The organism is Kitasatospora sp. NPDC089913, assembly GCF_044748625.1.
Lineage (GTDB): Bacteria > Actinomycetota > Actinomycetes > Streptomycetales > Streptomycetaceae > Kitasatospora.
Map to the genome: position 1 here is coordinate 358627 of NZ_JBIVGI010000006.1, position 21181 is coordinate 379807.

Annotated in this window: 17 protein-coding genes; all 17 read left to right on the plus strand. The window is 71.0% G+C overall.

Annotated elements, in window-relative coordinates; genetic code table 11:
* Window positions 1-121 precede the first annotated feature (121 nt).
* Window positions 122-676 carry an NADH-quinone oxidoreductase subunit B family protein gene (locus ACIPYS_RS12995; RefSeq protein WP_030300882.1) on the plus strand — a complete coding sequence of 185 codons (555 nt, stop codon included), beginning with the start codon at window positions 122-124 and terminating at the stop codon, window positions 674-676.
* A complete protein-coding gene (locus ACIPYS_RS13000; protein WP_093860852.1) occupies window positions 673-1386 on the plus strand; it encodes an NADH-quinone oxidoreductase subunit C in 714 nt (237 codons plus the stop codon). Before ACIPYS_RS12995 ends, ACIPYS_RS13000 begins: the two co-directional genes overlap by 4 nt.
* Entirely contained in the window at window positions 1386-2741 is a 1356-nt protein-coding gene (locus ACIPYS_RS13005) for an NADH-quinone oxidoreductase subunit D (protein WP_093860851.1), read from the plus strand. Before ACIPYS_RS13000 ends, ACIPYS_RS13005 begins: the two co-directional genes overlap by 1 nt.
* A gap of 17 nt (window positions 2742-2758) precedes the next feature.
* Window positions 2759-3523, plus strand: a complete 765-nt coding sequence (gene nuoE, locus ACIPYS_RS13010; RefSeq protein WP_093860850.1) for an NADH-quinone oxidoreductase subunit NuoE — start codon at window positions 2759-2761, stop codon at window positions 3521-3523.
* Window positions 3523-4884, plus strand: a complete 1362-nt coding sequence (gene nuoF, locus ACIPYS_RS13015; protein WP_400745830.1) for an NADH-quinone oxidoreductase subunit NuoF — start codon at window positions 3523-3525, stop codon at window positions 4882-4884. The genes nuoE and nuoF overlap by 1 nt, the downstream gene beginning before the upstream one ends.
* Entirely contained in the window at window positions 4881-7385 is a 2505-nt protein-coding gene (locus ACIPYS_RS13020; protein ID WP_093860848.1) for an NADH-quinone oxidoreductase subunit G, read from the plus strand. Before nuoF ends, ACIPYS_RS13020 begins: the two co-directional genes overlap by 4 nt.
* Window positions 7382-8758 (plus strand): NADH-quinone oxidoreductase subunit NuoH, encoded by a 1377-nt coding sequence (gene nuoH, locus ACIPYS_RS13025; protein ID WP_400745832.1) that lies wholly within the window; start codon window positions 7382-7384, stop codon window positions 8756-8758. Before ACIPYS_RS13020 ends, nuoH begins: the two co-directional genes overlap by 4 nt.
* 6 nt (window positions 8759-8764) lie before the next feature.
* Window positions 8765-9376, plus strand: a complete 612-nt coding sequence (gene nuoI / locus ACIPYS_RS13030) for an NADH-quinone oxidoreductase subunit NuoI (protein ID WP_093860846.1) — start codon at window positions 8765-8767, stop codon at window positions 9374-9376.
* Window positions 9373-10302: an NADH-quinone oxidoreductase subunit J gene (locus tag ACIPYS_RS13035; RefSeq protein WP_400745834.1), complete on the plus strand. Its 930-nt coding sequence runs from the start codon at window positions 9373-9375 to the stop codon at window positions 10300-10302. The genes nuoI and ACIPYS_RS13035 overlap by 4 nt, the downstream gene beginning before the upstream one ends.
* On the plus strand, window positions 10299-10598 hold the full coding sequence (gene nuoK, locus ACIPYS_RS13040) for an NADH-quinone oxidoreductase subunit NuoK (protein WP_093860845.1): 300 nt from the start codon (window positions 10299-10301) through the stop codon (window positions 10596-10598). Before ACIPYS_RS13035 ends, nuoK begins: the two co-directional genes overlap by 4 nt.
* A gap of 13 nt (window positions 10599-10611) precedes the next feature.
* Window positions 10612-12507 carry an NADH-quinone oxidoreductase subunit L gene (gene nuoL, locus ACIPYS_RS13045; RefSeq protein ID WP_400745837.1) on the plus strand — a complete coding sequence of 632 codons (1896 nt, stop codon included), beginning with the start codon at window positions 10612-10614 and terminating at the stop codon, window positions 12505-12507.
* 37 nt (window positions 12508-12544) lie between these two features.
* Window positions 12545-14194: an NADH-quinone oxidoreductase subunit M gene (locus ACIPYS_RS13050; protein WP_093860843.1), complete on the plus strand. Its 1650-nt coding sequence runs from the start codon at window positions 12545-12547 to the stop codon at window positions 14192-14194.
* Entirely contained in the window at window positions 14191-15828 is a 1638-nt protein-coding gene (gene nuoN / locus ACIPYS_RS13055; protein WP_400745839.1) for an NADH-quinone oxidoreductase subunit NuoN, read from the plus strand. The genes ACIPYS_RS13050 and nuoN overlap by 4 nt, the downstream gene beginning before the upstream one ends.
* A gap of 257 nt (window positions 15829-16085) precedes the next feature.
* Window positions 16086-17096 (plus strand): polyprenyl synthetase family protein, encoded by a 1011-nt coding sequence (locus tag ACIPYS_RS13060; RefSeq protein ID WP_093864938.1) that lies wholly within the window; start codon window positions 16086-16088, stop codon window positions 17094-17096.
* A gap of 113 nt (window positions 17097-17209) precedes the next feature.
* Complete coding sequence (locus ACIPYS_RS13065) at window positions 17210-17872, plus strand: response regulator transcription factor (RefSeq protein ID WP_093860841.1); 663 nt, start codon at window positions 17210-17212, stop codon at window positions 17870-17872.
* A gap of 234 nt (window positions 17873-18106) precedes the next feature.
* Window positions 18107-20086: a 2-oxoacid:acceptor oxidoreductase subunit alpha gene (locus tag ACIPYS_RS13070; RefSeq protein WP_400745842.1), complete on the plus strand. Its 1980-nt coding sequence runs from the start codon at window positions 18107-18109 to the stop codon at window positions 20084-20086.
* Window positions 20083-21135, plus strand: coding sequence for a 2-oxoacid:ferredoxin oxidoreductase subunit beta (locus ACIPYS_RS13075; protein WP_093860840.1), 1053 nt, complete (start codon window positions 20083-20085; stop codon window positions 21133-21135). The genes ACIPYS_RS13070 and ACIPYS_RS13075 overlap by 4 nt, the downstream gene beginning before the upstream one ends.
* Window positions 21136-21181: the final 46 nt, after the last annotated feature.

Genomic DNA, 21181 nt, shown 5'->3' on the forward strand with positions numbered 1-21181 from the left:
TTGTGAACGGGCGGACAAGCCCGAGCGGGCGCAGGCCCGGGCGGACGGACAGGCCCGAACGAGCGGACAGGCCCGAACGGGTGGGCGAACCACAGGACTTGAGGGCATTGAGAGGGATCTGATGGGAATCGAGGAGAAGCTGCCGAGCGGCTTTCTGCTCACGACCGTGGAGACAGCGGCCGGCTGGGTACGCAAGGCGTCGCTCTTCCCGGCCACCTTCGGGCTGGCCTGCTGCGCGATCGAGATGATGACCACCGGTGCGGGCCGCTACGACCTGGCGCGCTTCGGCATGGAGGTGTTCCGGGGCTCGCCCCGGCAGGCCGATCTGATGATCGTGGCGGGCCGGGTGAGCCAGAAGATGGCCCCGGTGCTGCGCCAGGTCTACGACCAGATGGCCAACCCGAAGTGGGTCATCTCGATGGGCGTCTGCGCCTCCTCGGGCGGGATGTTCAACAACTACGCGATCGTGCAGGGCGTCGACCACATCGTCCCGGTGGACATCTACCTGCCCGGCTGCCCGCCGCGTCCGGAGATGCTGATGGACGCGATCCTGAAGCTGCACGACAAGATCCAGCACGAGCCGCTCGGCGTGAACAAGCGCCGTGCCGAGGAGCTGGGCGAGGCGCTCGCGCTGCAGGCCACCCCGGTGAGCGAGATGCGGGGGCTGCTGCGATGAACGACCAGGTACCCGAGACCCGCCGCGAGCAGCCGCACCGCGAGATCCCGGTCGAGGTGGTCGGCCGTCGGCAGGGCATGTTCGGTGCCCAGGGCAGCGGCGACACCTCCGGCTTCGGCGGCCTGGTCGCCCCGGTCGTCCTGCCGGGAGCCACCGAGCGCCCGTACGGCGGCTGGTTCGACGAGGTCGCCGACGAGTTGGAGGGCGCCCTGGAGGAACAGGGCCTCGACCCGGCCGAGGTGATCGAGAAGACCGTCGTCGACCGCGCCGAGCTCACCTTCCGGATCGCCCGCGAGCACCTCCTCCGCACCGCGCGCACCCTGCGCGACGATCCGGCACTGCGGTTCGAGCTCTGCCTCGGCGTGAGCGGCGTGCACTACCCGGGCGACAAGGGCCGGGAACTGCACGCGGTCTACCACCTGCGCTCGATCACCCACGGCCGGCTGATCCGGCTGGAGGTCACCGCGCCGGACGCGGATCCGCGCATCCCGTCCGTGGTGAGCGTCTATCCCACCAACGACTGGCACGAGCGCGAGGCCTACGACTTCTTCGGCCTGGTCTTCGAGGGGCACCCGGCCCTCACCCGGATCATGATGCCGGACGACTGGCTGGGACACCCGCAGCGCAAGGACTACCCGCTCGGCGGCATCCCCGTCGAGTACAAGGGCGCCCAGATCCCGGCGCCCGACCAGCGGAGGTCGTACAGCTGATGAGCACCCAGCACTACGAGGAGACGAACCAGGGCGGCGCGGCCGAGGCGGGCGCTCGGGAAACCACTGAGGGCCGGGTCTTCACGGTCACCGGCGGCGACTGGGGCGAGGTGGTCGACGCCGTCGCCCGGGCCGACGACGAGCGCATCATCGTCAACATGGGCCCCCAGCACCCCTCCACCCACGGGGTGCTCCGGCTGATCCTGGAGATCGACGGCGAGACGGTGACCGAGGCCCGCTGCGGCATCGGCTACCTCCACACCGGCATCGAGAAGAACATGGAGTTCCGCAGCTGGGTCCAGGGCACCACCTTCGTGACCCGCATGGACTACCTGACCCCGCTGTTCAACGAGACCGCCTACTGCCTGGCGGTCGAGAAGCTGCTCGGCATCACCGACGACATCCCGGAACGGGCCGATGTCATCCGGGTGCTGATGATGGAGCTCAACCGGATCTCGTCCCACCTGGTCTGCCTGGCCACCGGCGGTATGGAGATCGGCTCCACCACCCTGATGATCTACGGCTTCCGCGACCGCGAGCTGATCCTGGACGTCTTCGAGCTGGTCACCGGCCTGCGGATGAACCACGCCTACGTCCGCCCGGGCGGCCTCGCCCAGGACCTCCCGCCCGGCGCGGTCGACCAGATCCGCGAGGCCGTGAAGACCATCCGCTCCCGGATGCACGAGTACGACAAACTCGCGACCGGCAACCCGGTGTTCAAGGCCCGCCTGGTCGACGTGGGCTTCCTCGACCTGCCCGGCTGCCTCGCCCTCGGTGCCACCGGTCCGATCCTGCGTGCCACCGGCCTGCCGCACGACCTGCGCAAGACCGACCCGTACTGCGGCTACGAGAACTACGACTTCGAGGTCGCGGTCGCGGACGGCGCCGACTCCTACGGCCGCTTCCTGATCCGGCTGGAGGAGATGAAGCAGTCGCTGCGGATCGTCGAGCAGTGCCTGGACCGGCTGCGCCCCGGTCCGGTCATGGTGGCGGACAAGAAGATCGCCTGGCCGGCCCAACTCGCGGTCGGCCCGGACGGCATGGGCAACTCCCTGGACCACATCCGGAAGATCATGGGCACCTCGATGGAGGCCCTGATCCACCACTTCAAGCTGGTCACGGAGGGCTTCCGGGTCCCGGTCGGCCAGGCCTACGCGGCGGTCGAGTCGCCCAAGGGCGAGCTGGGCGTGCACGTGGTCAGCGACGGCGGGACCCGCCCTTACCGGGTCCACTTCCGGGACCCGTCGTTCACCAATCTGCAGACGATGGCGGCGATGTGCGAGGGCGGCCAGGTGGCCGACGTCATCGTCTCGGTGGCCGGGATCGACCCGGTGATGGGAGGCGTGGACCGGTGACAGACGTCCAACTGGGGATGCCGGCGCTGCCGGCCAGGCCGTACCCCGAGGAGGTGCACGCCCGGCTGGCCGCCGACGCCGCCGAGCTGATCGGCCGCTACCCGGTGGCCCGGTCCGCGCTGCTGCCGCTGCTGCACCTGGTGCAGGCCGAGGAGGGCTTCGTCAGCCCGACCGGCATCCGGTTCTGCGCGGAGCAACTGGAGCTCACCACCGCCGAGGTCACCGCCGTCGCCACGTTCTACACCATGTACCGGCGCCGGCCCGCGGGCGAATACCACGTCGGGGTCTGCACCAACACCCTGTGCGCGGTGCTCGGCGGCGACCAGATCTTCGCCGAGCTCCAGGAGCACCTCGGGATCGCGAACAACGAGACCACCGAGGACGGCCGGATCTCGATCGAGCACATCGAGTGCAACGCCGCCTGCGACTACGCGCCGGTGGTGATGGTCAACTGGGAGTTCTTCGACAACCAGACGCCGGAGAGCGCCAAGCTGCTGGTCGACGACCTGCGCGCGGGCCGCGAGGCCGTCCCCACCCGGGGCGCCCGGCTCTGCTCCTTCAAGGACTCCGCGCGGATCCTGGCCGGCTTCCCCGACGAGCGCCCCGGCGCCGTCGACGAGTCGGGCGCCGGCGGCGCTGCCTCGCTGGCCGGTCTGCGGCTGGCCCGCGGCGAGGCACTGCCCGGCACCGGCGGCACCCGCGTCGTCTCCCCCCGCCACGAGGGCGCGCGCCACGAGGGCGGGTCCGCCGAGGGCACCGGCCAGGAAGGGACGGAAGCGTGATGACCTCCGCCGAGCCGGCCGAGAAGCTGCTCACTCCCGTGCTGTCGGCGTTCTGGGACGACAACCGCCCCTGGACGCTCGCCACCTACCGCCGCCACGCCGGCTACGAGGGCCTCGAGGCCGCCCTCGCGATGCCCCCGGACGACGTGATCGCCCTGGTCAAGGACTCCGGTCTGCGCGGTCGCGGCGGCGCCGGCTTCCCCACCGGTCTGAAGTGGCAGTTCATCCCGCAGAACGACGGCAAGCCGCACTACCTGGTGGTCAACGCGGACGAGTCCGAGCCGGGTACCTGCAAGGACATCCCGCTGCTGTTCGCCAACCCGCACTCGCTGATCGAGGGCATGATCATCGCGTCCTACGCGATCCGCTGCGACCACGCCTTCATCTACCTGCGCGGCGAGGTCGTCCCGGTGCTGCGCCGGCTCCAGGCCGCCGTCGCCGAGGCCTACCAGGCCGGGCTGCTCGGCCGGAACATCCTCGGTTCCGGACTCGACCTCGACATCACCGTCCATGCCGGCGCCGGCGCCTACATCTGCGGCGAGGAGACGGCGCTGCTGGACTCGCTGGAGGGACGCCGGGGCCAGCCCAGGCTGCGCCCGCCGTTCCCGGCCATCGCGGGCCTCTACGCCTGCCCGACCGTGGTGAACAACGTCGAGTCGATCGCCTCGGTGCCGCCGATCCTGGCCCGCGGCAAGGAGTGGTTCAAGGGCCTGGGCACCGAGAAGTCCCCCGGCTTCACGCTCTACTCGCTCTCCGGCCACGTCACCAACCCCGGCCAGTACGAGGCCCCGCTCGGCATCACCCTGCGCCAGCTGCTCGACATCAGCGGCGGCATCCGGGCCGGCCACCAGCTCAAGTTCTGGACCCCGGGCGGCTCATCCACCCCGATGTTCACCGCCGAGCACCTCGATGTCCCGCTGGACTACGAGGGCGTCGGCGCGGCCGGCTCGATGCTCGGCACCAAGGCCCTGCAGATCTTCGACGAGACGACCTGCGTGGTCCGCGCCGTCACCCGCTGGACCGAGTTCTACGCCCACGAGTCCTGCGGCAAGTGCACCCCCTGCCGCGAGGGCACCTACTGGCTGGTCCAGCTGCTCAAGCGGATCGAGGCCGGCCAGGGCGTCGAGGGCGACCTGGAGAAGCTCCTCGACATCGCCGACAACATCAACGGCAAGTCCTTCTGCGCCCTGGGCGACGGCGCGGCCAGCCCGATCGTCTCCTCGCTCCAGTACTTCCGGGCCGAGTACGAGCAGCACCTCTCCGAGCGTCGCTGCCCGTTCGACCCGGCCGCCTCCACCGTCTGGGCCGACGGCCCCCGCCCCGGCCACCAGTCCGCCACCGAAAGGGAGGTGCACGCGTGACGATCACAGAGCCATCCACCTCCACGGGCGACAAGGCCGCGGTAGAGCTGGTCACGCTCACCATCGACGGCGTCGAAGTGCAGGTCCCCAAGGGGACCCTGGTGATCAGGGCCGCCGAGCAGATCGGCACCCAGATCCCGCGCTTCTGCGACCACCCGCTGCTCGACCCGGCCGGCGCCTGCCGGCAGTGCATCGTCGAGATCGAGGGCCAGCGCAAGCCGGTCGCCTCCTGCACCATTCCGGTCGCCGAGGGCATGGTGGTGCGCACCCACCTCAGCTCGCCGGTCGCCGAGAAGGCCCAGCGCGGTGTGATGGAGCTGCTGCTGATCAACCACCCGCTGGACTGCCCGGTCTGCGACAAGGGCGGCGAGTGCCCGCTGCAGAACCAGGCGATGTCCACCGGTGACACCGACTCCCGCTTCGAGGGCATGAAGCGCACCTACGAGAAGCCGGTGCCGATCAGCAGCCAGGTGCTGCTGGACCGCGAGCGCTGCGTGCTCTGCGCCCGCTGCACCCGGTTCTCCCAGCAGATCGCCGGAGACCCGTTCATCGACCTGGTCGAGCGCGGGGCCCTCCAGCAGGTCGGCACCGGGGAGGGCGACGACTTCGAGTCGTACTTCTCCGGCAACACCATCCAGATCTGCCCGGTCGGCGCCCTCACCTCGGCGGCTTATCGTTTCCGCTCCCGCCCGTTCGACCTGACCTCCTCACCGAGCGTCTGCGAGCACTGCTCCGCCGGCTGCGCCCAGCGCACCGACCACCGCCGTGGCAAGGTGCTGCGCCGGCTGGCCGGCGAGGACCCGGCGGTCAACGAGGAGTGGAACTGCGACAAGGGCCGGTTCGCCTTCCGCTACGCCCAGCAGCGGGACCGGATCACCACCCCGCTGGTCCGGCGGGACGGCGAACTCGTCGCCGCGTCCTGGCCGGAGGCGCTGGCCCGGGCGGCCGAGGGGCTGCGCGAGGCCCGCACCGGCGTGCTCACCGGCGGCCGGGTCACGGTCGAGGACGCCTACGCGTACGCCAAGTTCGCCCGGGTCGTGCTCGACACCAACGACGTGGACTTCCGGGCCCGCCCGCACAGCGGCGAGGAGGCGGAGTTCCTGGCCGCCGAGGTCGCGGGGCAGGGCGTGGACATCGGCGGCAGCGCCCCCCTCGACTACGAGGCACTGGAGGCCGCCCCGGCGGTCCTGCTGGTGGCGCTGGAGCCCGAGGAGGAATCGCCGATCGTCTTCCTGCGGCTGCGCAAGGCCAACCGCAGCAGCGGTCTCGCGGTCTTCTCGATCGCCGCGCACGCCTCCCGGGGCCTGGCCAAGCTGCACGGGTCGCTGCTGCCGGCCGCCCCGGGCACCGAGGCCGAGTGGCTGGCCGCGCTCGCCGACGGCGAGCCGCTCACCGACGACGCCGGCCGCGCCGCCGAGCTGCTCCGCACCCCCGGAGCGGTGATCCTGGTCGGCGAGCGGGCGGCCACCGCCCCCGGCGCCCTGTCGGCCGTGCTGCGGCTGGCCCACGCCACCGGTGCCCGGCCGGCCTGGATCCCCCGGAGGGCCGGCGAGCGCGGAGCGGTCGAGGCGGGCGTCCTGCCCGGCCTGCTGCCCGGCGGCCGTCCGGTCAACATCCCGGCCGCCCGGGCCGAGGCCGCCGCGGCCTGGGGCGTGGCCGAACTCCCGGCCCGGCCCGGCCGGGACACCGAGGACATCCTTTCCGCGGCCCTCGGCGGTGAACTCGGCGCGCTCCTGATCGGCGGCGTCGACCCGGAGGACCTGCCGGACCCGGCGCTGGCCGAGGCGGCGCTGGCCGCCGTCCCGTTCGTGCTCTCGCTGGAGCTGCGCCCGTCCGCGGTCACGGCCCACGCCGACGTGGTGCTGCCGGTGGCCGCGGTCGCCGAGAAGGCCGGTACCTTCCTGGACTGGGAGGGCCGGGTGCGGATGTTCGAGGCCGCGCTCAAGCCGGACCAGCAGATGGGCCGTCACCTGCACCCGGACCTGCGGGTGCTGAACATGCTCGCGGACGCCCTGGGCCACCGGCTGGGTCTGCCCGACGTCCGCGCCGCCCGGCAGGAGCTGGACCGGTTCCTGCCCTGGACGGGTGACCGTCCGGCCGCGCCGGCCGCCCACCCCGGTCTGCTGCCCCGCCCGGCCACCGGCCAGGCGGTCCTGGCCGGCTGGCGGCTGCTGCTCGACCGGGGCTCGCTCCAGCAGGGTGACCCGCACCTGGCCGGCACCCGGCACCCCGCGGTCGCCCGGATCTCGCCGACGACCGCGGCGGAGATCGGTGCCGCGACCGCGCCGGCGCTGCGGCTGACCGGCCCGGCCGGCTCGCTCACGCTGCCGCTGGAGATCAGCAAGGAGATGCCGGACCGTACGGTCTGGATCCCGCTCAACTCCACCCCGGGCGGCGCCCACCGGACGCTCGGCACCACCGTCGGCCACCTGGTCACCATCGCCGCCGCCGAGGCCACCGCGCCGGCCGGGACGGCCGGGCCCGAGGAGGAGGAGAAGTGACTCCGAACCCGCACCCGCTCGCCGGACACGGCCCGGCCGCGCTGGCCGAGCTCGCCGCGAACGAGACGCTCGGCTTCTTCGGCCGGGATCCGTGGTGGCTGGTCCTGCTGAAGGCGGTGTTCTGCTTCGGCTTCCTGGTCGGCACGGTCCTCGTGGCGATCGTCTGGGAGCGCAAGGTGGTGGCCTGGATGCAGCTGCGCATCGGGCCCAACCGGCACGGCCCGTGGGGACTGCTGCAGTCGCTCGCCGACGGCGTGAAGCTGGCGCTCAAGGAAGACCTGGTGGTCAAGGGCGCCGACAAGGCGGTCTACATCCTGGCCCCGATCGTCTGCGCCATCCCGGCGTTCATGGCCTTCGCGGTGATCCCCTTCGGCCCGGCCGGCGACGAGATCTCGATCTTCGGCACCCGGACGCCGATGCAGCTGACCGACTTCCCGGTGGCGCTGCTCTACATCCTGGCCACCGCCTCGGTCGGCATCTACGGCATCGTGCTGGCGGGCTGGTCCTCCGGCTCGACCTACCCGCTGCTCGGCGGGATCCGCTCCTCGGCCCAGATGATCAGCTACGAGATCGCGATGGGCCTGTCCTTCGCGGCGGTCTTCATCTACTCCGGCTCGATGTCCACCTCGGAGATCGTCTCCTCGCAGCAGCCGACCTGGTTCGCGGTGCTGCTGCCGGTGTCGTTCATCGTCTACATCGTCGCGATGGTCGGTGAGACCAACCGCGCGCCGTTCGACCTCCCGGAGGCCGAGGGCGAGCTCGTCGGCGGCTTCAACACCGAGTACTCCTCGCTGAAGTTCGCGATGTTCATGCTGGCCGAGTACGTCAACATGGTCACCGTCTCGGCGGTCGCCTCCACCCTGTTCCTGGGCGGGTGGCGGGCCCCGTGGCCGGTCTCCACGTTCTGGGAGGGCGCCAACCACGGCTGGTGGCCGCTGCTCTGGATCACGCTCAAGATCCAGCTGCTGCTGTTCTTCTTCATCTGGCTGCGCGGCACCCTTCCCCGGTTCCGCTACGACCAGTTCATGAAGCTCGGCTGGAAGGTGCTGATCCCGGTCTCGCTGGCCTGGCTGGTCATGGTGGCGAGCGTCCGGGCCCTGCGCAACGAGGGCTACGGCTTCGGCGAGGTGGTGCTGTACGTCGGCGCCCCGGTCGGCGCGCTGCTGCTGCTTGGTCTGCTGCGGGACGTCCTGAAGCGCAAGCCGGAGCCCGGGTCCGAGGCACCGCACGGGGAGTTCGCCCCGATGGCCGGTGGCTACCCGGTGCCCCCGCTGCCCGGCCAGCAGCTCCCGCCGGTCCCGCGCCGGCGCAGCCGCGCCCCGAAGCAACTGCAGGACGCCCTCAACGGGGCCGACCATTCCGAAGGGAGCTGAACCGAGATGTCGTCCGACCAGAACGCCCGGAACGACCGGCCCGAGCGGGCCGACAAGCCGTCCATCCTCGGACCGGCCGCCGGCTTCGGCGTGACCTTCAAGGCCATGTTCAAGAAGCGGCTCACCGAGCAGTACCCGGAGCAGAAGAAGCCCACCGCTCCGCGTTTCCACGGCCGCCACCAGCTGAACCGGCACCCGGACGGCCTGGAGAAGTGCGTCGGCTGCGAGCTGTGCGCCTGGGCCTGCCCGGCCGACGCGATCTACGTCGAGGGCGCGGACAACCGTGACGACGAGCGCTACTCGCCCGGTGAGCGGTACGGGGCGGTCTACCAGATCAACTACGCCCGCTGCATCCTGTGCGGGCTCTGCATCGAGGCCTGTCCGACCCGCGCGCTCACCATGACCAACGAGTACGAGCTCGCGGACTCCTCCCGCCAGGACCTCATCTTCACCAAGGAGCAGCTGCTGGTCGGCCTCTCCGAGGGCATGGTCGACAGCCCGCACTCGATCTTCCCCGGCGCCGACGAGGGCGCCTACTACCGGGGCGAGATCACCGCGGCGGCGCCGGGCACGGTCCGTCAGGAGTCCACCGAGCGGGAGAAGGAGGCCCGGTCGTGAGCGCCGCCACCTCGCTGAACCTCGCGGCCGTCACGGGCGCGACCTCCACCGGTGAGGCCGTCCAGTTCTGGGTGCTCGCGGTGATCGCCGTCGGCGGCGCGCTCGGGACGCTGCTGATGCGCAAGGCGGTGCACAGCGCGCTCTGCCTGGCCGCCACCATGCTCGCCCTGGCGGTCTGTTACATGGCCCAGGGTGCAGTGTTCCTGGGCGTGGTGCAGATCGTGGTCTACACCGGCGCGATCATGATGCTCTTCCTGTTCGTGGTGATGCTGGTCGGTGTGACCAGCGCGGACTCGCTGAAGGAGCAGCTGAAGGGCCAGCGGTTCGCCGCCGCGCTCTGCGGGCTGGGCTTCGGTGTGCTGATGGTCGCCGGGATCGCCAACGCCAAGCTGGACACCTTCGCCGGTCTCGGCGAGGCCAACGCCGAGGGCAATGTCCAGGGTCTGGCCCGGCTGATCTTCACCAAGTACGTGTGGGCCTTCGAGGTCACCGGGGCGCTGCTGATCACGGCCGCGATCGGGGCCATGGTGCTGACCCACCGCGAGCACGTGAAGGCACCGAAGACCCAGCGCGAGCTGGCCGCCCAGCGGGTCGCCGACAACATCCAGGTCCCGCCGCTGCCCGCGCCCGGCATCTACGCCCGGCACAACGCGGTGGACATCCCGGCGCTGCTGCCGGACGGCTCGATCGCCGAGGACTCGGTGATGGCGACCCTGCGCGAGCGCGGCCAGATCCGGGACGTCAGCCAGGAGATGCTGGCCAGGATGGCCGAGCTGGAGTCCACCACCGCCGACTGGCTGGGCCGCCCGCCGTCCGAGCGCCCGCCGGTGACCGGCCCGCGCAAGGCCCTGGAGCCGGTGGCCGCCAACCACCCGGCGCCGGCGAACCGCCCGGCGTCCGACCACGACGAGGAGGGGGCGGAGTGAATCCGGTCAACTACCTCTATCTCTCCGCCCTGTTGTTCACCATCGGCGCCTCCGGTGTGCTGATCCGGCGGAACGCGATCGTCCTGTTCATGTGCGTCGAGCTGATGCTGAACGCCTCCAACCTGGCGCTGGTCACCTTCGCCCGGATGCACGGGAACCTGGACGGCCAGATCATCGCGTTCTTCACCATGGTGGTGGCGGCGGCCGAGGTCGTGGTGGGCCTCGCGATCATCGTCTCGATCTTCCGGACCAGGCATTCCGCTTCGGTCGACGACAGCAACCTGATGAAGCTGTAGGCGGAGGACCTCGGTGAACTCTCTCATTCCCCTGCTGGTCGCGGCCCCGCTGGCCGGCGCCGCCCTGCTGCTGCTCGGCGGCCGGGCCTTCGACCGCCTGGGCCACTGGCTGGCCACCGCGCTCGCCGCGCTCTCCTTCGGCTTCGGCCTCGCGCTGTTCTCGGACATGCTGGGCCGGGACGCGGAGGACCGCGCACTGACCCAGCACCTGTTCAGCTGGATCCCGGTGAACGGCTTCCAGGCCGACATCTCCTTCCGGCTCGACCAGCTCTCGATGACCTTCGTCCTGCTGATCACCGGCGTCGGCACCCTGATCCACCTCTACTCGGTGGGCTACATGGCGCACGACGAGCGCCGGCGCCGCTTCTTCGCCTATCTGAACCTCTTCCTGGCGGCCATGCTGCTGCTGGTGGTGGCCGACAACTACCTGCTGCTGTACTTCGGCTGGGAGGGCGTGGGTCTCGCCTCCTACCTGCTGATCGGCTTCTGGCAGCACAAGCCGAGCGCCGCCACCGCGGCGAAGAAGGCGTTCATCGTCAACCGGGTCGGCGACATGGGCCTGTCCATCGCGATCATGCTGATGTTCGTCGAGTTCGGCTCCTTCGCCTTCGAGCCGGTGTTCGGCGCGGCCGGCAGCGCGAGCGAGGGCAAGCTGACCGCGATCGGCCTGATGCTGCTGCTCGCCGCCTGCGGCAAGTCCGCGCAGGTGCCGCTGCAGTCCTGGCTCGGGGACGCGATGGAGGGCCCGACCCCGGTCTCCGCGCTGATCCACGCGGCCACCATGGTCACCGCCGGCGTCTACCTGATCACCCGCTCCGGGGCGATCTTCAACCTGGCGCCGGACGCCCAGACCGCGGTGGTGGTGGTCGGCGCGGTCACCCTGCTCTTCGGTGCGATCGTCGGTTGCGCCAAGGACGACATCAAGAAGGCGCTGGCCGGCTCGACCATGTCGCAGATCGGCTACATGATCCTCGCGGCGGGCCTCGGCCCGATCGGCTACGCCTTCGCCATCATGCACCTGGTGACCCACGGCTTCTTCAAGGCCGGGCTCTTCCTCGGTGCCGGGTCGGTCATGCACGGCATGAACGACGAGGTGAACATGCGTCACTACGGCGGCCTGCGGAAGTACATGCCGGTCACCTTCGTCACCTTCGGCCTCGGTTACCTGGCCATCATCGGCTTCCCCGGGCTGTCCGGCTTCTTCTCCAAGGACAAGATCATCGAGGCGGCCTTCGCCAAGGGCGGCACCGAGGGCTGGATCCTCGGCCTGTGCACCCTGGTCGGCGCCGCCGTCACCGCGTTCTACATGACCCGGGTGATGATCCTGACCTTCTTCGGCGAGAAGCGCTGGCAGCCGGACGCCGAGGGCCACGACCCGCACCCGCACGAGTCGCCGAAGACCATGACCGTTCCGATGATCGTGCTGGCCTTCGGCTCGGTCTTCGCCGGCGGGCTGTTCGCCTTCCACGAGTCCTTCCTCACCTGGCTGGAGCCGGTCACCGGGCACGAGGAGGGCAACTCCCCGCTCACCCCGCTGGTGGTCACCCTGCTCACCACCGCCTGCATGCTGGCCGGCGTCGCCATCTCGTACCTGATGTACGGCCGCTCCGCCGTCCCGGTGGTGCCGCCGTACGGCTCCCCGCTCACCCGGGCCGCCCGCCGGGACCTCCTCCAGGACGACTTCAACCACGCCGTCCTGGTCCGGCCCGGTTCGGCGCTGGCCGCGGCGCTGGTCTACTTCGACAGCCGCGGCCTGGACGGTTTCGTCAACGGCCTGGCGGCCACCATCGGCGGCGTCTCCAGCCGGCTGCGGCGGATCCAGAACGGCTACGTCCGCACGTACGCGCTCTCCATGTTCGGCGGCACGCTGGTGCTGGTCGCCACGACTCTCCTGATGAGGTCCGTCTGATGCACCCGGATTACACACATCGTGGGGAGGCCGAGGCATGAGCGTCCTCCTCACCGCCACCTGCGCCGTCCCGGCGGTCGGCGCGGTGGTCACCGCCGCCCTGCCCGCCGGGTCCACCGAGGCGCGGCGGCGGAACACCAAGATCGTGGCGATGGTCTTCTCCGCCGCCACCCTGGCCCTGGCCGGCGCGGTGGCCGCGCGCTTCGACCCGGACGGCGCCCGCTACCAGCTGACCGAGTCCTACAGCTGGATCCGTTCCTTCGGCATCACCTTCGCGCTCGGGGTGGACGGCATCGGCGCCGTCCTCGCCCTGCTCACCGCTGTCCTGGTCCCGGTCGTGCTGCTCGCGTCCTGGCACGACGCGGACCCGGCCGCCGCGCCCCCGGAGGGGTCGTTCGAGAACAGGCGGCGCACCCAGGCGTTCTTCGCCCTGGTGCTGGCGGTGGAGGCGATGGTGATCGTCTCCTTCTACGCCACCGACGTCTTCCTCTTCTACGTCTTCTTCGAAGCCATGCTGATCCCGATGTACTTCCTCATCGGCGGCTTCGGCGACCGGGCGGGCGGCCCCGAGTCCGCCCGCCAGCGCTCCTACGCGGCGGTCAAGTTCCTGCTCTACAACCTGCTCGGCGGCCTGGTCATGCTGGCCGCCGTGATCGGCCTCTACGTCATCGCGCAGGATCAGGGCCTCGGCACCTTCGACCTGCAGACGCTCACCGCGGCGGTCGCCGACGGCCGGCTGCAGATCGGCGGCACCGCGGAGAAGGCGCTGTTCCTCGGCTTCTTCTTCGCCTTCGCGGTCAAGGCCCCGCTCTGGCCGCTGCACACCTGGCTGCCGAACGCGATGGGCGAGGCCACCGCCGGCACCGCGGTGCTGATCACCGCCGTGGTGGACAAGGTCGGCACCTTCGCGATGCTCCGCTTCTGCCTCGGGCTGTTCCCGGACGCCTCGAAGACCTTCGCCCCGGCGATCCTGGTGCTCTCCCTGGTCGGGATCGTCTACGGCGCGCTGCTGGCCATCGGCCAGAAGGACATCAAGCGGCTGGTGGCCTACGCCTCGATCTCGCACTTCGGCTTCATCATCATGGGCATCTTCGCGATGACCAGCCAGGGCCAGAGCGGTGCCACCCTCTACATGGTCAACCACGGCATCTCCACCGCCGCGTGGATGCTGGTGGCCGGCTTCCTGATCTCCCGCCGCGGCTCCCGGCTGATCGCCGACTACGGCGGTGTGCAGAAGGTCGCCCCGGTGCTCGCCGGGACCTTCCTGATCGGCGGGCTGGCGACGCTCTCGCTGCCGGGTCTGGCGCCGTTCGTCAGCGAGTTCCTGGTCCTGGTCGGCACCTTCAGCCGCTACCCCGCGGTCGGCATCGTCGCCACCTTCGGCATCGTGCTCGCCGCGCTGTACGCCCTGCTGCTCTACCAGCGCACCATGACCGGCCCGGTCAAGGAGGAGGTCCGCGGCATGCCGGACCTCAAGGTCCGCGAACTCGCCGTGGTCGCCCCGCTGGTGGCACTGACCGTACTGCTCGGTGTCTACCCGAAGCCGCTCACCGACCTCGTCAACCCGTCGGTGAACGCGACCCTCTCGCAGGTGCACCAGACCGACCCGGCGCCGGCACATCCGGTGTCCGCCGACCACGGGACCGCCCAGGACGGGACCGCCCGCTCAGGAGGTGAGCACAAGTGAGCAGCACCGGATGGCTCGCCGCCGCCGGCGGCAGCACCCAGAGCATCCCCGCGCCGCACATCGAGTACGGCCAGCTGTCGCCGATGCTGGTGGTGTTCGGCGCCGCGGTGGTCGGCATCCTGCTGGAGGCCTTCCTGCCCCGGCGGCTGCGGCACTGGGCCCAGGTGGTCACGGCACTGGTCGGCCTGGCCGGGGCCTTCGTCGCCGTCCTGGTGCTCGCCGCGCAGGGCTACGGCACCACCAAGGTCGAGGCGGTCGCGATGGGCGCGGTCGCCCTGGACGGCCCGACGCTGTTCCTGCAGGGCGTGATCCTGCTGGTCGCGGTGGTCGCGGTGCTGACCTACGCCGAGCGCCGGCTGGAGCCCAAGGCCGGCGGCGAGCCGGCCGATGCCTTCGCCGCCCAGGCCGCCGCCACCCCCGGCGGCGAGCAGGAGCGCAGCGCGATCCGGGCCGGCTTCACCACCAGTGAGGTCTTCCCGCTCACCATGTTCGCGGTCGGCGGCATGCTGCTGTTCCCCGCGGCCAACGACCTGCTGACCATGTTCGTGGCGCTGGAGGTCTTCTCCCTCCCGCTCTACCTGCTCTGCGCGCTGGCCCGGCGCCGCCGGCTGCTCTCCCAGGAGGCGGCGGTCAAGTACTTCCTGCTCGGTGCCTTCGCCTCGGCGTTCTTCCTGTTCGGCACCGCGCTGCTGTACGGCTACGCGGGCACGGTGCGGCTCGGCGAGGTCGCCGAGGTCATCTCCGGGAACGCGCTGCTCACCCCGGCGCTGGTCTCCTCGACCCAGAACGACGCCCTGCTGCTGGTGGGCCTGGCGATGCTGACGGTCGGTCTGCTGTTCAAGGTCGGCGCGGTGCCGTTCCACTCCTGGACCCCGGACGTCTACCAGGGCGCGCCGACCCCGGTCACCGGCTTCATGGCGGCGGCGACCAAGGTGGCCGCGTTCGGCGCGGTGCTGCGGCTGTTCTACGTGGCCTTCCCGGCGCTGCGGCTGGACTGGCGGCCGGTGCTCTGGGGTGTGGCGATCCTCACCATGGTGGTCGGCGCGGTGCTGGCCGTCACCCAGCAGGACGTGAAGCGGCTGCTCGCCTACTCCTCGATCGCGCACGCCGGGTTCATCCTCACCGGTGTGATCGCCAGCAACCGGCAGGGCGTCGGCTCGGTGCTGTTCTACCTGCTGGCCTACTCCTTCGTGACGCTCGGTGCCTTCGCCGTGGTCACCCTGGTGCGGGACTCCAAGGGCGAGGCCACCCACCTGTCCAGCTGGGCCGGCCTCGGCCGGCGCTCCCCGCTGGTCGCGGCGGTGTTCGCGCTCTTCCTGCTGGCCTTCGCGGGCATCCCGCTGACCTCGGGTTTCACCGGCAAGTTCGCGGTCTTCCAGGCCGCGGCAGCAGGCGGCGCCACCCCGCTGGTCATCGTGGGTGTGCTCAGCTCGGCGGTGGCGGCGTTCTTCTACATCAGGGTCATCGTGCTGATGTTCTTCTCCGACCCGCAGCCGGGCGGCCCGACCGTCGCCGTCCCGAGCGCCTTCACGGCGACCGCGATCGGTATCGGCGTGCTGGTCACGATCGGGCTCGGACTGCTGCCGCAGTACTTCCTCGATCTCGCCTCGAAGGCAGTGTTCTTCGTCGGCTGACCGTCCGCCGACGGCCCGGCCGAACGCCCCGGCGGCGGCCCGGTCCGACCGCTCCGACGACCGTCCGGGTCGCGCCCCGCGCGCGGCCCGGACGCTTCGTTCGGGCATCCCCGCTGGCCAGCGGGGACGCCCCGCGCATGACAGAGCCGCACGCCCGTGCAGTGATCCACTCGTGACCGGATACCCTGCCTGTATGGCCAGCGGCGGCACTCAGGGACCGGGCCGCTAGATCGACCAGGGACAGAGGAGTGGTCTTCGTGACCGTCGTGGGACCCTTTGGGCTCAGCGTGCAGGACCGCGATCTGACCCGTGACGTCCAGGCCGGGATGGACGCGGTGGAGATCGCGCTCGCCGAGGCCGTCAAGAGCGACGTCCCCTTCATCACCGTCACCGCCAGCCATCTGATGGCCGCGGGCGGGAAGCGCTTCCGTCCGCTGCTGGTCCTGCTGTCCGCCCAGTTCGGCGACGCCGGGGCGACCGGCGTGATCCCGGCCGCCGTCGTGGTCGAGCTCACCCACCTCGCCACGCTGTACCACGACGACGTCATGGACGAGGCCCCGGTGAGACGCGGCGCCCCCAGTGCCAACTCGCGCTGGGACAACTCGGTCGCCATCCTGACCGGCGACTTCCTCTTCTCCCGTGCCTCCCAGGTGCTGGCCGACCTCGGCCCGGAGGCCGTCCGGCTGCAGGCCGACGCGTTCGAGCGGCTGGTCACCGGCCAGATCCTGGAGACCGCCGGACCGGGCCCGGACGACGACCCGCTCGACCACTACCTGGGTGTACTGGCCGGCAAGACCGGTTCGCTGATCGCCGTCTCCTGCCGGATAGGAGCACTGGCCGCCGGCGCCGAGCCGTGGGTGATCGACATCCTCAGCTCCTTCGGCGAGCGGATCGGCATCGCGTTCCAGCTGGCCGACGACGTGCTCGACATCGCCAGCGACGGGCACGAGTCCGGCAAGACCCCCGGCACCGATCTGCGCGAGGGCATCGAGACCCTGCCGACCCTGCTGCTGCGGCAGATGCCGGCCGATCCGTCCGACCCCTCGGACACCCGGCTGCGGGAGCTGCTCCGCCAGGACCTCGCCGACGACGAGCTGCACGCCGAGGCGCTGCGGCTGCTGCGCCGCCACCCGGCCCTGGAGCACGCCCGCCGGGAGACCCTGCGCCACGCCGAGGAGGCCCGCGCGATGCTGGACCCGCTCCCGGAGGGGCCGGCCAAGGACGCGCTCCAGGCGCTCTGCGACTCGGTGGCCATCCGCACCATGTGACGCCCACGGGCGGGCGGCGCGAATCGCCGACCGGCGTCCCGGCGGCCACCCGGATGGGGGAGACTGACACCCGTCAGCACCGTGTCCGCGCTCCGCCCACCCGGAAGGCCGCCATGCTTCGCGTCGTCATCGCCGAGGACTCCGTACTGCTGCGGGAGGGCCTGACCCGGCTGCTCACCGACCGGGGCCTGGAGGTCGTGGCGGGCGTCGCGGACGGTGACGCGCTGATCAAGACCATCCACGACCTGGCCGCCGCCGACGCGCTGCCCGACGTGGTGGTGTCGGACGTGCGGATGCCCCCCACCCACACCGACGAGGGCCTCCGGGCCTGTGTCACGCTCCGTGGCCGCTATCCGCAGCTCGGTGTGCTGGTGCTTTCCCAGTTCGTCGAGGAGCGCTACGCCTCCGAACTGCTGGCCGGATCCACCCGTGGTGTCGGTTACCTGCTGAAGGACCGGGTCGCCGAGGTGCGCGAGTTCGTGGACGCGGTGGTCCGGGTCGCCGAGGGCGGTACCGCGCTGGACCCGGAGGTCGTCCAGCAGCTGCTCAGCCGCAGCCGCAAGGGCGATGTGCTGGCCGGGCTGACCCCGCGCGAGCGCGAGGTGCTGGGGCTGATGGCGGAGGGCCGGACCAACACCGCGGTGGCCAAGCAGCTGGTGGTCTCGGAGGGCGCGGTGGAGAAGCACGTCAGCAACATCTTCCTCAAGCTCGGCCTGGAACAGAGCCGCGGCGACCACCGACGGGTCCTTGCCGTGCTCACTTATCTGAATTCCTGACCGGCTCGCCGACGGGCTGCTCGCAGCCTGTATTCGTATTCGAACCAAGCTTCCCCGGCCGGGTACGGTTCCGGTCGTCCACGGCGTTGTTTATGGGTGCGGCGGTGATTTTCCGCCGCATCGGGGAGTTCCGTCCAAGGCAATCCTTACCCGCATAGGATGCGAGAGGTGCACCAGGCGGACGGGGCACACGGCTCACGCCCGCGGCTGGTGCCCACGAGGAGGTCCGCGGCAGTGACCAGTCAGGTCGATCAGTCAGAAGCAGTGGACGGCTCGGACGGCGACGAGGGCGGGTCCGGGCCCGGCGGGGGCCGCTCCGGCCCTGCCGCGCCGGTCGGTCCGCAGCACCGTGGCGCCAAACCGATCCGCAGGCTGGACCGGGTGATCATCAGATTCGCCGGTGACTCCGGCGACGGCATGCAGCTCACCGGTGACCGCTTCACCTCGGAGACGGCGTCCTTCGGCAACGACCTCTCCACCCTGCCCAACTTCCCGGCCGAGATCCGCGCTCCCGCCGGAACGCTGCCGGGTGTCTCGTCCTTCCAGCTCCACTTCGCCGACCACGACATCCTGACCCCGGGGGACGCGCCCAACGTCCTGGTGGCGATGAACCCCGCGGCACTCAAGGCCAATCTGCCCGACCTCCCGCGCGGCGCGGAGATCATCGTCAACACCGACGAGTTCACCAAGCGCGCGCTGGCCAAGGTCGGCTACGGCGCGGACCCGCTGGGGGACGGCTCCCTGGAGGGCTACCACCTGCACAAGGTGCCGCTCACCACGCTGACCCTGGAGGCCCTCAAGGAGAGCGGCCTCGCCCGCAAGGACGCCGAGCGGGCGAAGAACATGTTCGCGTTGGGCCTGCTCTCCTGGATGTACCACCGCCCGACCCACGGCACCGAGACGTTCCTGCGCACCAAGTTCGCCAAGAAGCCGCAGATCGCCGAGGCCAACATCAGCGCCTTCCGGGCGGGCTGGAACTTCGGCGAGACCACCGAGACCTTCGCGGTCTCCTACGAGGTGCCGCCGGCCAAGCTGCCGCCGGGCCGCTACCGCAACATCTCCGGCAACCTGGCACTGTCCTACGGCCTGATCGCCGCCTCCCGCCGCTCGGGGCTGCCGCTCTACCTGGGCTCCTACCCGATCACCCCGGCCTCCGACATCCTGCACGAGCTGAGCCGGCACAAGAACTTCGGCGTGCGCACCTTCCAGGCCGAGGACGAGATCGCGGGCATCGGCGCGGCCCTGGGCGCGGCCTTCGGCGGCGCGCTCGGCGTGACCACCACCTCCGGCCCGGGCGTGGCCCTGAAGAGCGAGACGATCGGGCTCGCCGTCTCGCTCGAACTCCCGCTGCTGGTGGTGGACATCCAGCGCGGCGGTCCGTCCACCGGCCTGCCGACCAAGACCGAGCAGGCCGACCTGCTGCAGGCCATGTTCGGGCGCAACGGCGAGGCCCCGGTGCCGATCGTGGCCCCGGCCACCCCGGCCGAGTGCTTCGACGCGGCACTGGAGGCGGCCCGGATCGCGGTCACCTACCGCACCCCGGTCTTCCTGCTCTCGGACGGCTACCTGGCCAACGGCTCGGAGCCCTGGCGGATCCCGAAGGTGGACGAACTGCCGGCCATCGAGCCGGACTTCGCCACCGAGCCGAACCGCGAGGACGGCGCCTTCTGGCCGTACCTGCGCGATCCGCAGACGCTCGCCCGCCCGTGGGCGGTGCCCGGCGTACCCGGTCTGGAGCACCGGATCGGCGGCATCGAGAAGCAGGACGGCACCGGCAACATCTCCTACGACCCGGCCAACCACGACTTCATGGTGCGCACCCGGCAGGCCAAGGTGGACGGCATCGAGGTGCCGGACCTGGAGGTCGACGACCCCTCGGGCGAGGCCCGGGTCCTGGTGCTCGGCTGGGGTTCGACCTACGGCCCGATCACCGCGGCGGTCCGCCGGGTCCGGGCGGACGGCGGCGAGGTCGCCCAGACGCACCTGCGCAACCTCAACCCCTTCCCGGCCAACCTCGGCACGGTGCTGCGGGGTTACGACAAGGTCATCGTCCCCGAGATGAACCTCGGCCAGCTGGCGCTGCTGCTGCGGGCCAGGTACCTGGTGGACGCGCAGTCCTACAACCAGGTGCGCGGCCTGCCGTTCAAGGCGGCGCAGCTGGCGGACGTGCTGTGGGCGGCGATCGGCAACCTGGACGAGGAGGACAACCGATGAGCGAGCAGTTCCCCTCGTTGAAGCTGGTCCCGAAGGCCGACGCGCCGCAGAGCGCCAAGGAGTTCAAGACCGACCAGGAGGTCCGCTGGTGCCCGGGCTGCGGTGACTACGCGATCCTCGCTGCGGTACAGGCCTTCATGCCGGAGCTGGGGATCAGACGGGAGAACACCGTCTTCGTCTCCGGTATCGGCTGCTCCTCCCGTTTCCCGTACTACATGAACACCTATGGAGTGCACTCGATCCACGGCCGGGCCCCGGCGATCGCCACCGGGCTGGCGTCCTCCCGGCGGGACCTCAGCGTCTGGGTGGTGACCGGCGACGGCGACGCGCTGTCGATCGGCGGAAACCATCTGATCCACGCGCTGCGCCGGAATGTGAATCTGAAGATCCTGCTGTTCAACAACCGTATCTACGGGCTGACCAAGGGGCAGTACTCGCCGACGAGCGAGATCGGCAAGATCACCAAGTCCACCCCGATGGGTTCACTGGACGCCCCGTTCAACCCGCTCTCGCTGGCCATCGGCGCGGAGGCCACCTTCGTCGCCCGGACCATCGACTCCGACCGGCAGCACCTCCAGTCGGTGCTGCGGGCGGCGGCCGAGCACGAGGGCACGGCGCTGGTCGAGATCTACCAGAACTGCAACATCTTCAACGACGGTGCCTTCGAGGTGCTCAAGGAGCCCGGCACCCGGGACGAGGCGCTGATCCGGCTGGAGCACGGCGCGCCGATCCGGTTCGGGACCGACCTGGCCCGGGGCGTCTTCCGCGGCGCCGACGGCGAACTGACCGTCGGTGAGGTCACCGCCGACAACGAGTCGGCGGTCCTGGTCCACGACGCGCACGCGGCCGGCCCGGCGACGGCGTTCGCGCTCTCGCGGATCGCCGACGCGGACACCCTGCACCACACCCCGATCGGGGTGCTGCGCGCGGTCCGGCGGCCGGTCTACGACGAACTGATGGCCGACCAGCTGGACACCGCCGTCGCCGACCGGGGCGAGGGGGACCTGGCGGCGCTGCTCGCGGGCGGTGACACCTGGGCGGTCGACTGATCCCGACCGCCCGAAAGGCGGCGCCCCCGGCCGGGAACGGCCGGGG

Coding starts and splice junctions, on each gene's coding strand:
- ACIPYS_RS13075 (WP_093860840.1), top strand. CDS start 20,083: ATGAGCGAGCAGTTCCCCTCGTTGAAGCTGGTCCCGAAGGCCGACGCG.
- nuoI (WP_093860846.1), top strand. CDS start 8,765: ATGTCGTCCGACCAGAACGCCCGGAACGACCGGCCCGAGCGGGCCGAC.
- ACIPYS_RS13000 (WP_093860852.1), top strand. CDS start 673: ATGAACGACCAGGTACCCGAGACCCGCCGCGAGCAGCCGCACCGCGAG.
- nuoF (WP_400745830.1), top strand. CDS start 3,523: ATGACCTCCGCCGAGCCGGCCGAGAAGCTGCTCACTCCCGTGCTGTCG.
- ACIPYS_RS12995 (WP_030300882.1), top strand. CDS start 122: ATGGGAATCGAGGAGAAGCTGCCGAGCGGCTTTCTGCTCACGACCGTG.
- nuoE (WP_093860850.1), top strand. CDS start 2,759: ATGCCGGCGCTGCCGGCCAGGCCGTACCCCGAGGAGGTGCACGCCCGG.
- ACIPYS_RS13005 (WP_093860851.1), top strand. CDS start 1,386: ATGAGCACCCAGCACTACGAGGAGACGAACCAGGGCGGCGCGGCCGAG.
- ACIPYS_RS13065 (WP_093860841.1), top strand. CDS start 17,210: ATGCTTCGCGTCGTCATCGCCGAGGACTCCGTACTGCTGCGGGAGGGC.
- ACIPYS_RS13050 (WP_093860843.1), top strand. CDS start 12,545: ATGAGCGTCCTCCTCACCGCCACCTGCGCCGTCCCGGCGGTCGGCGCG.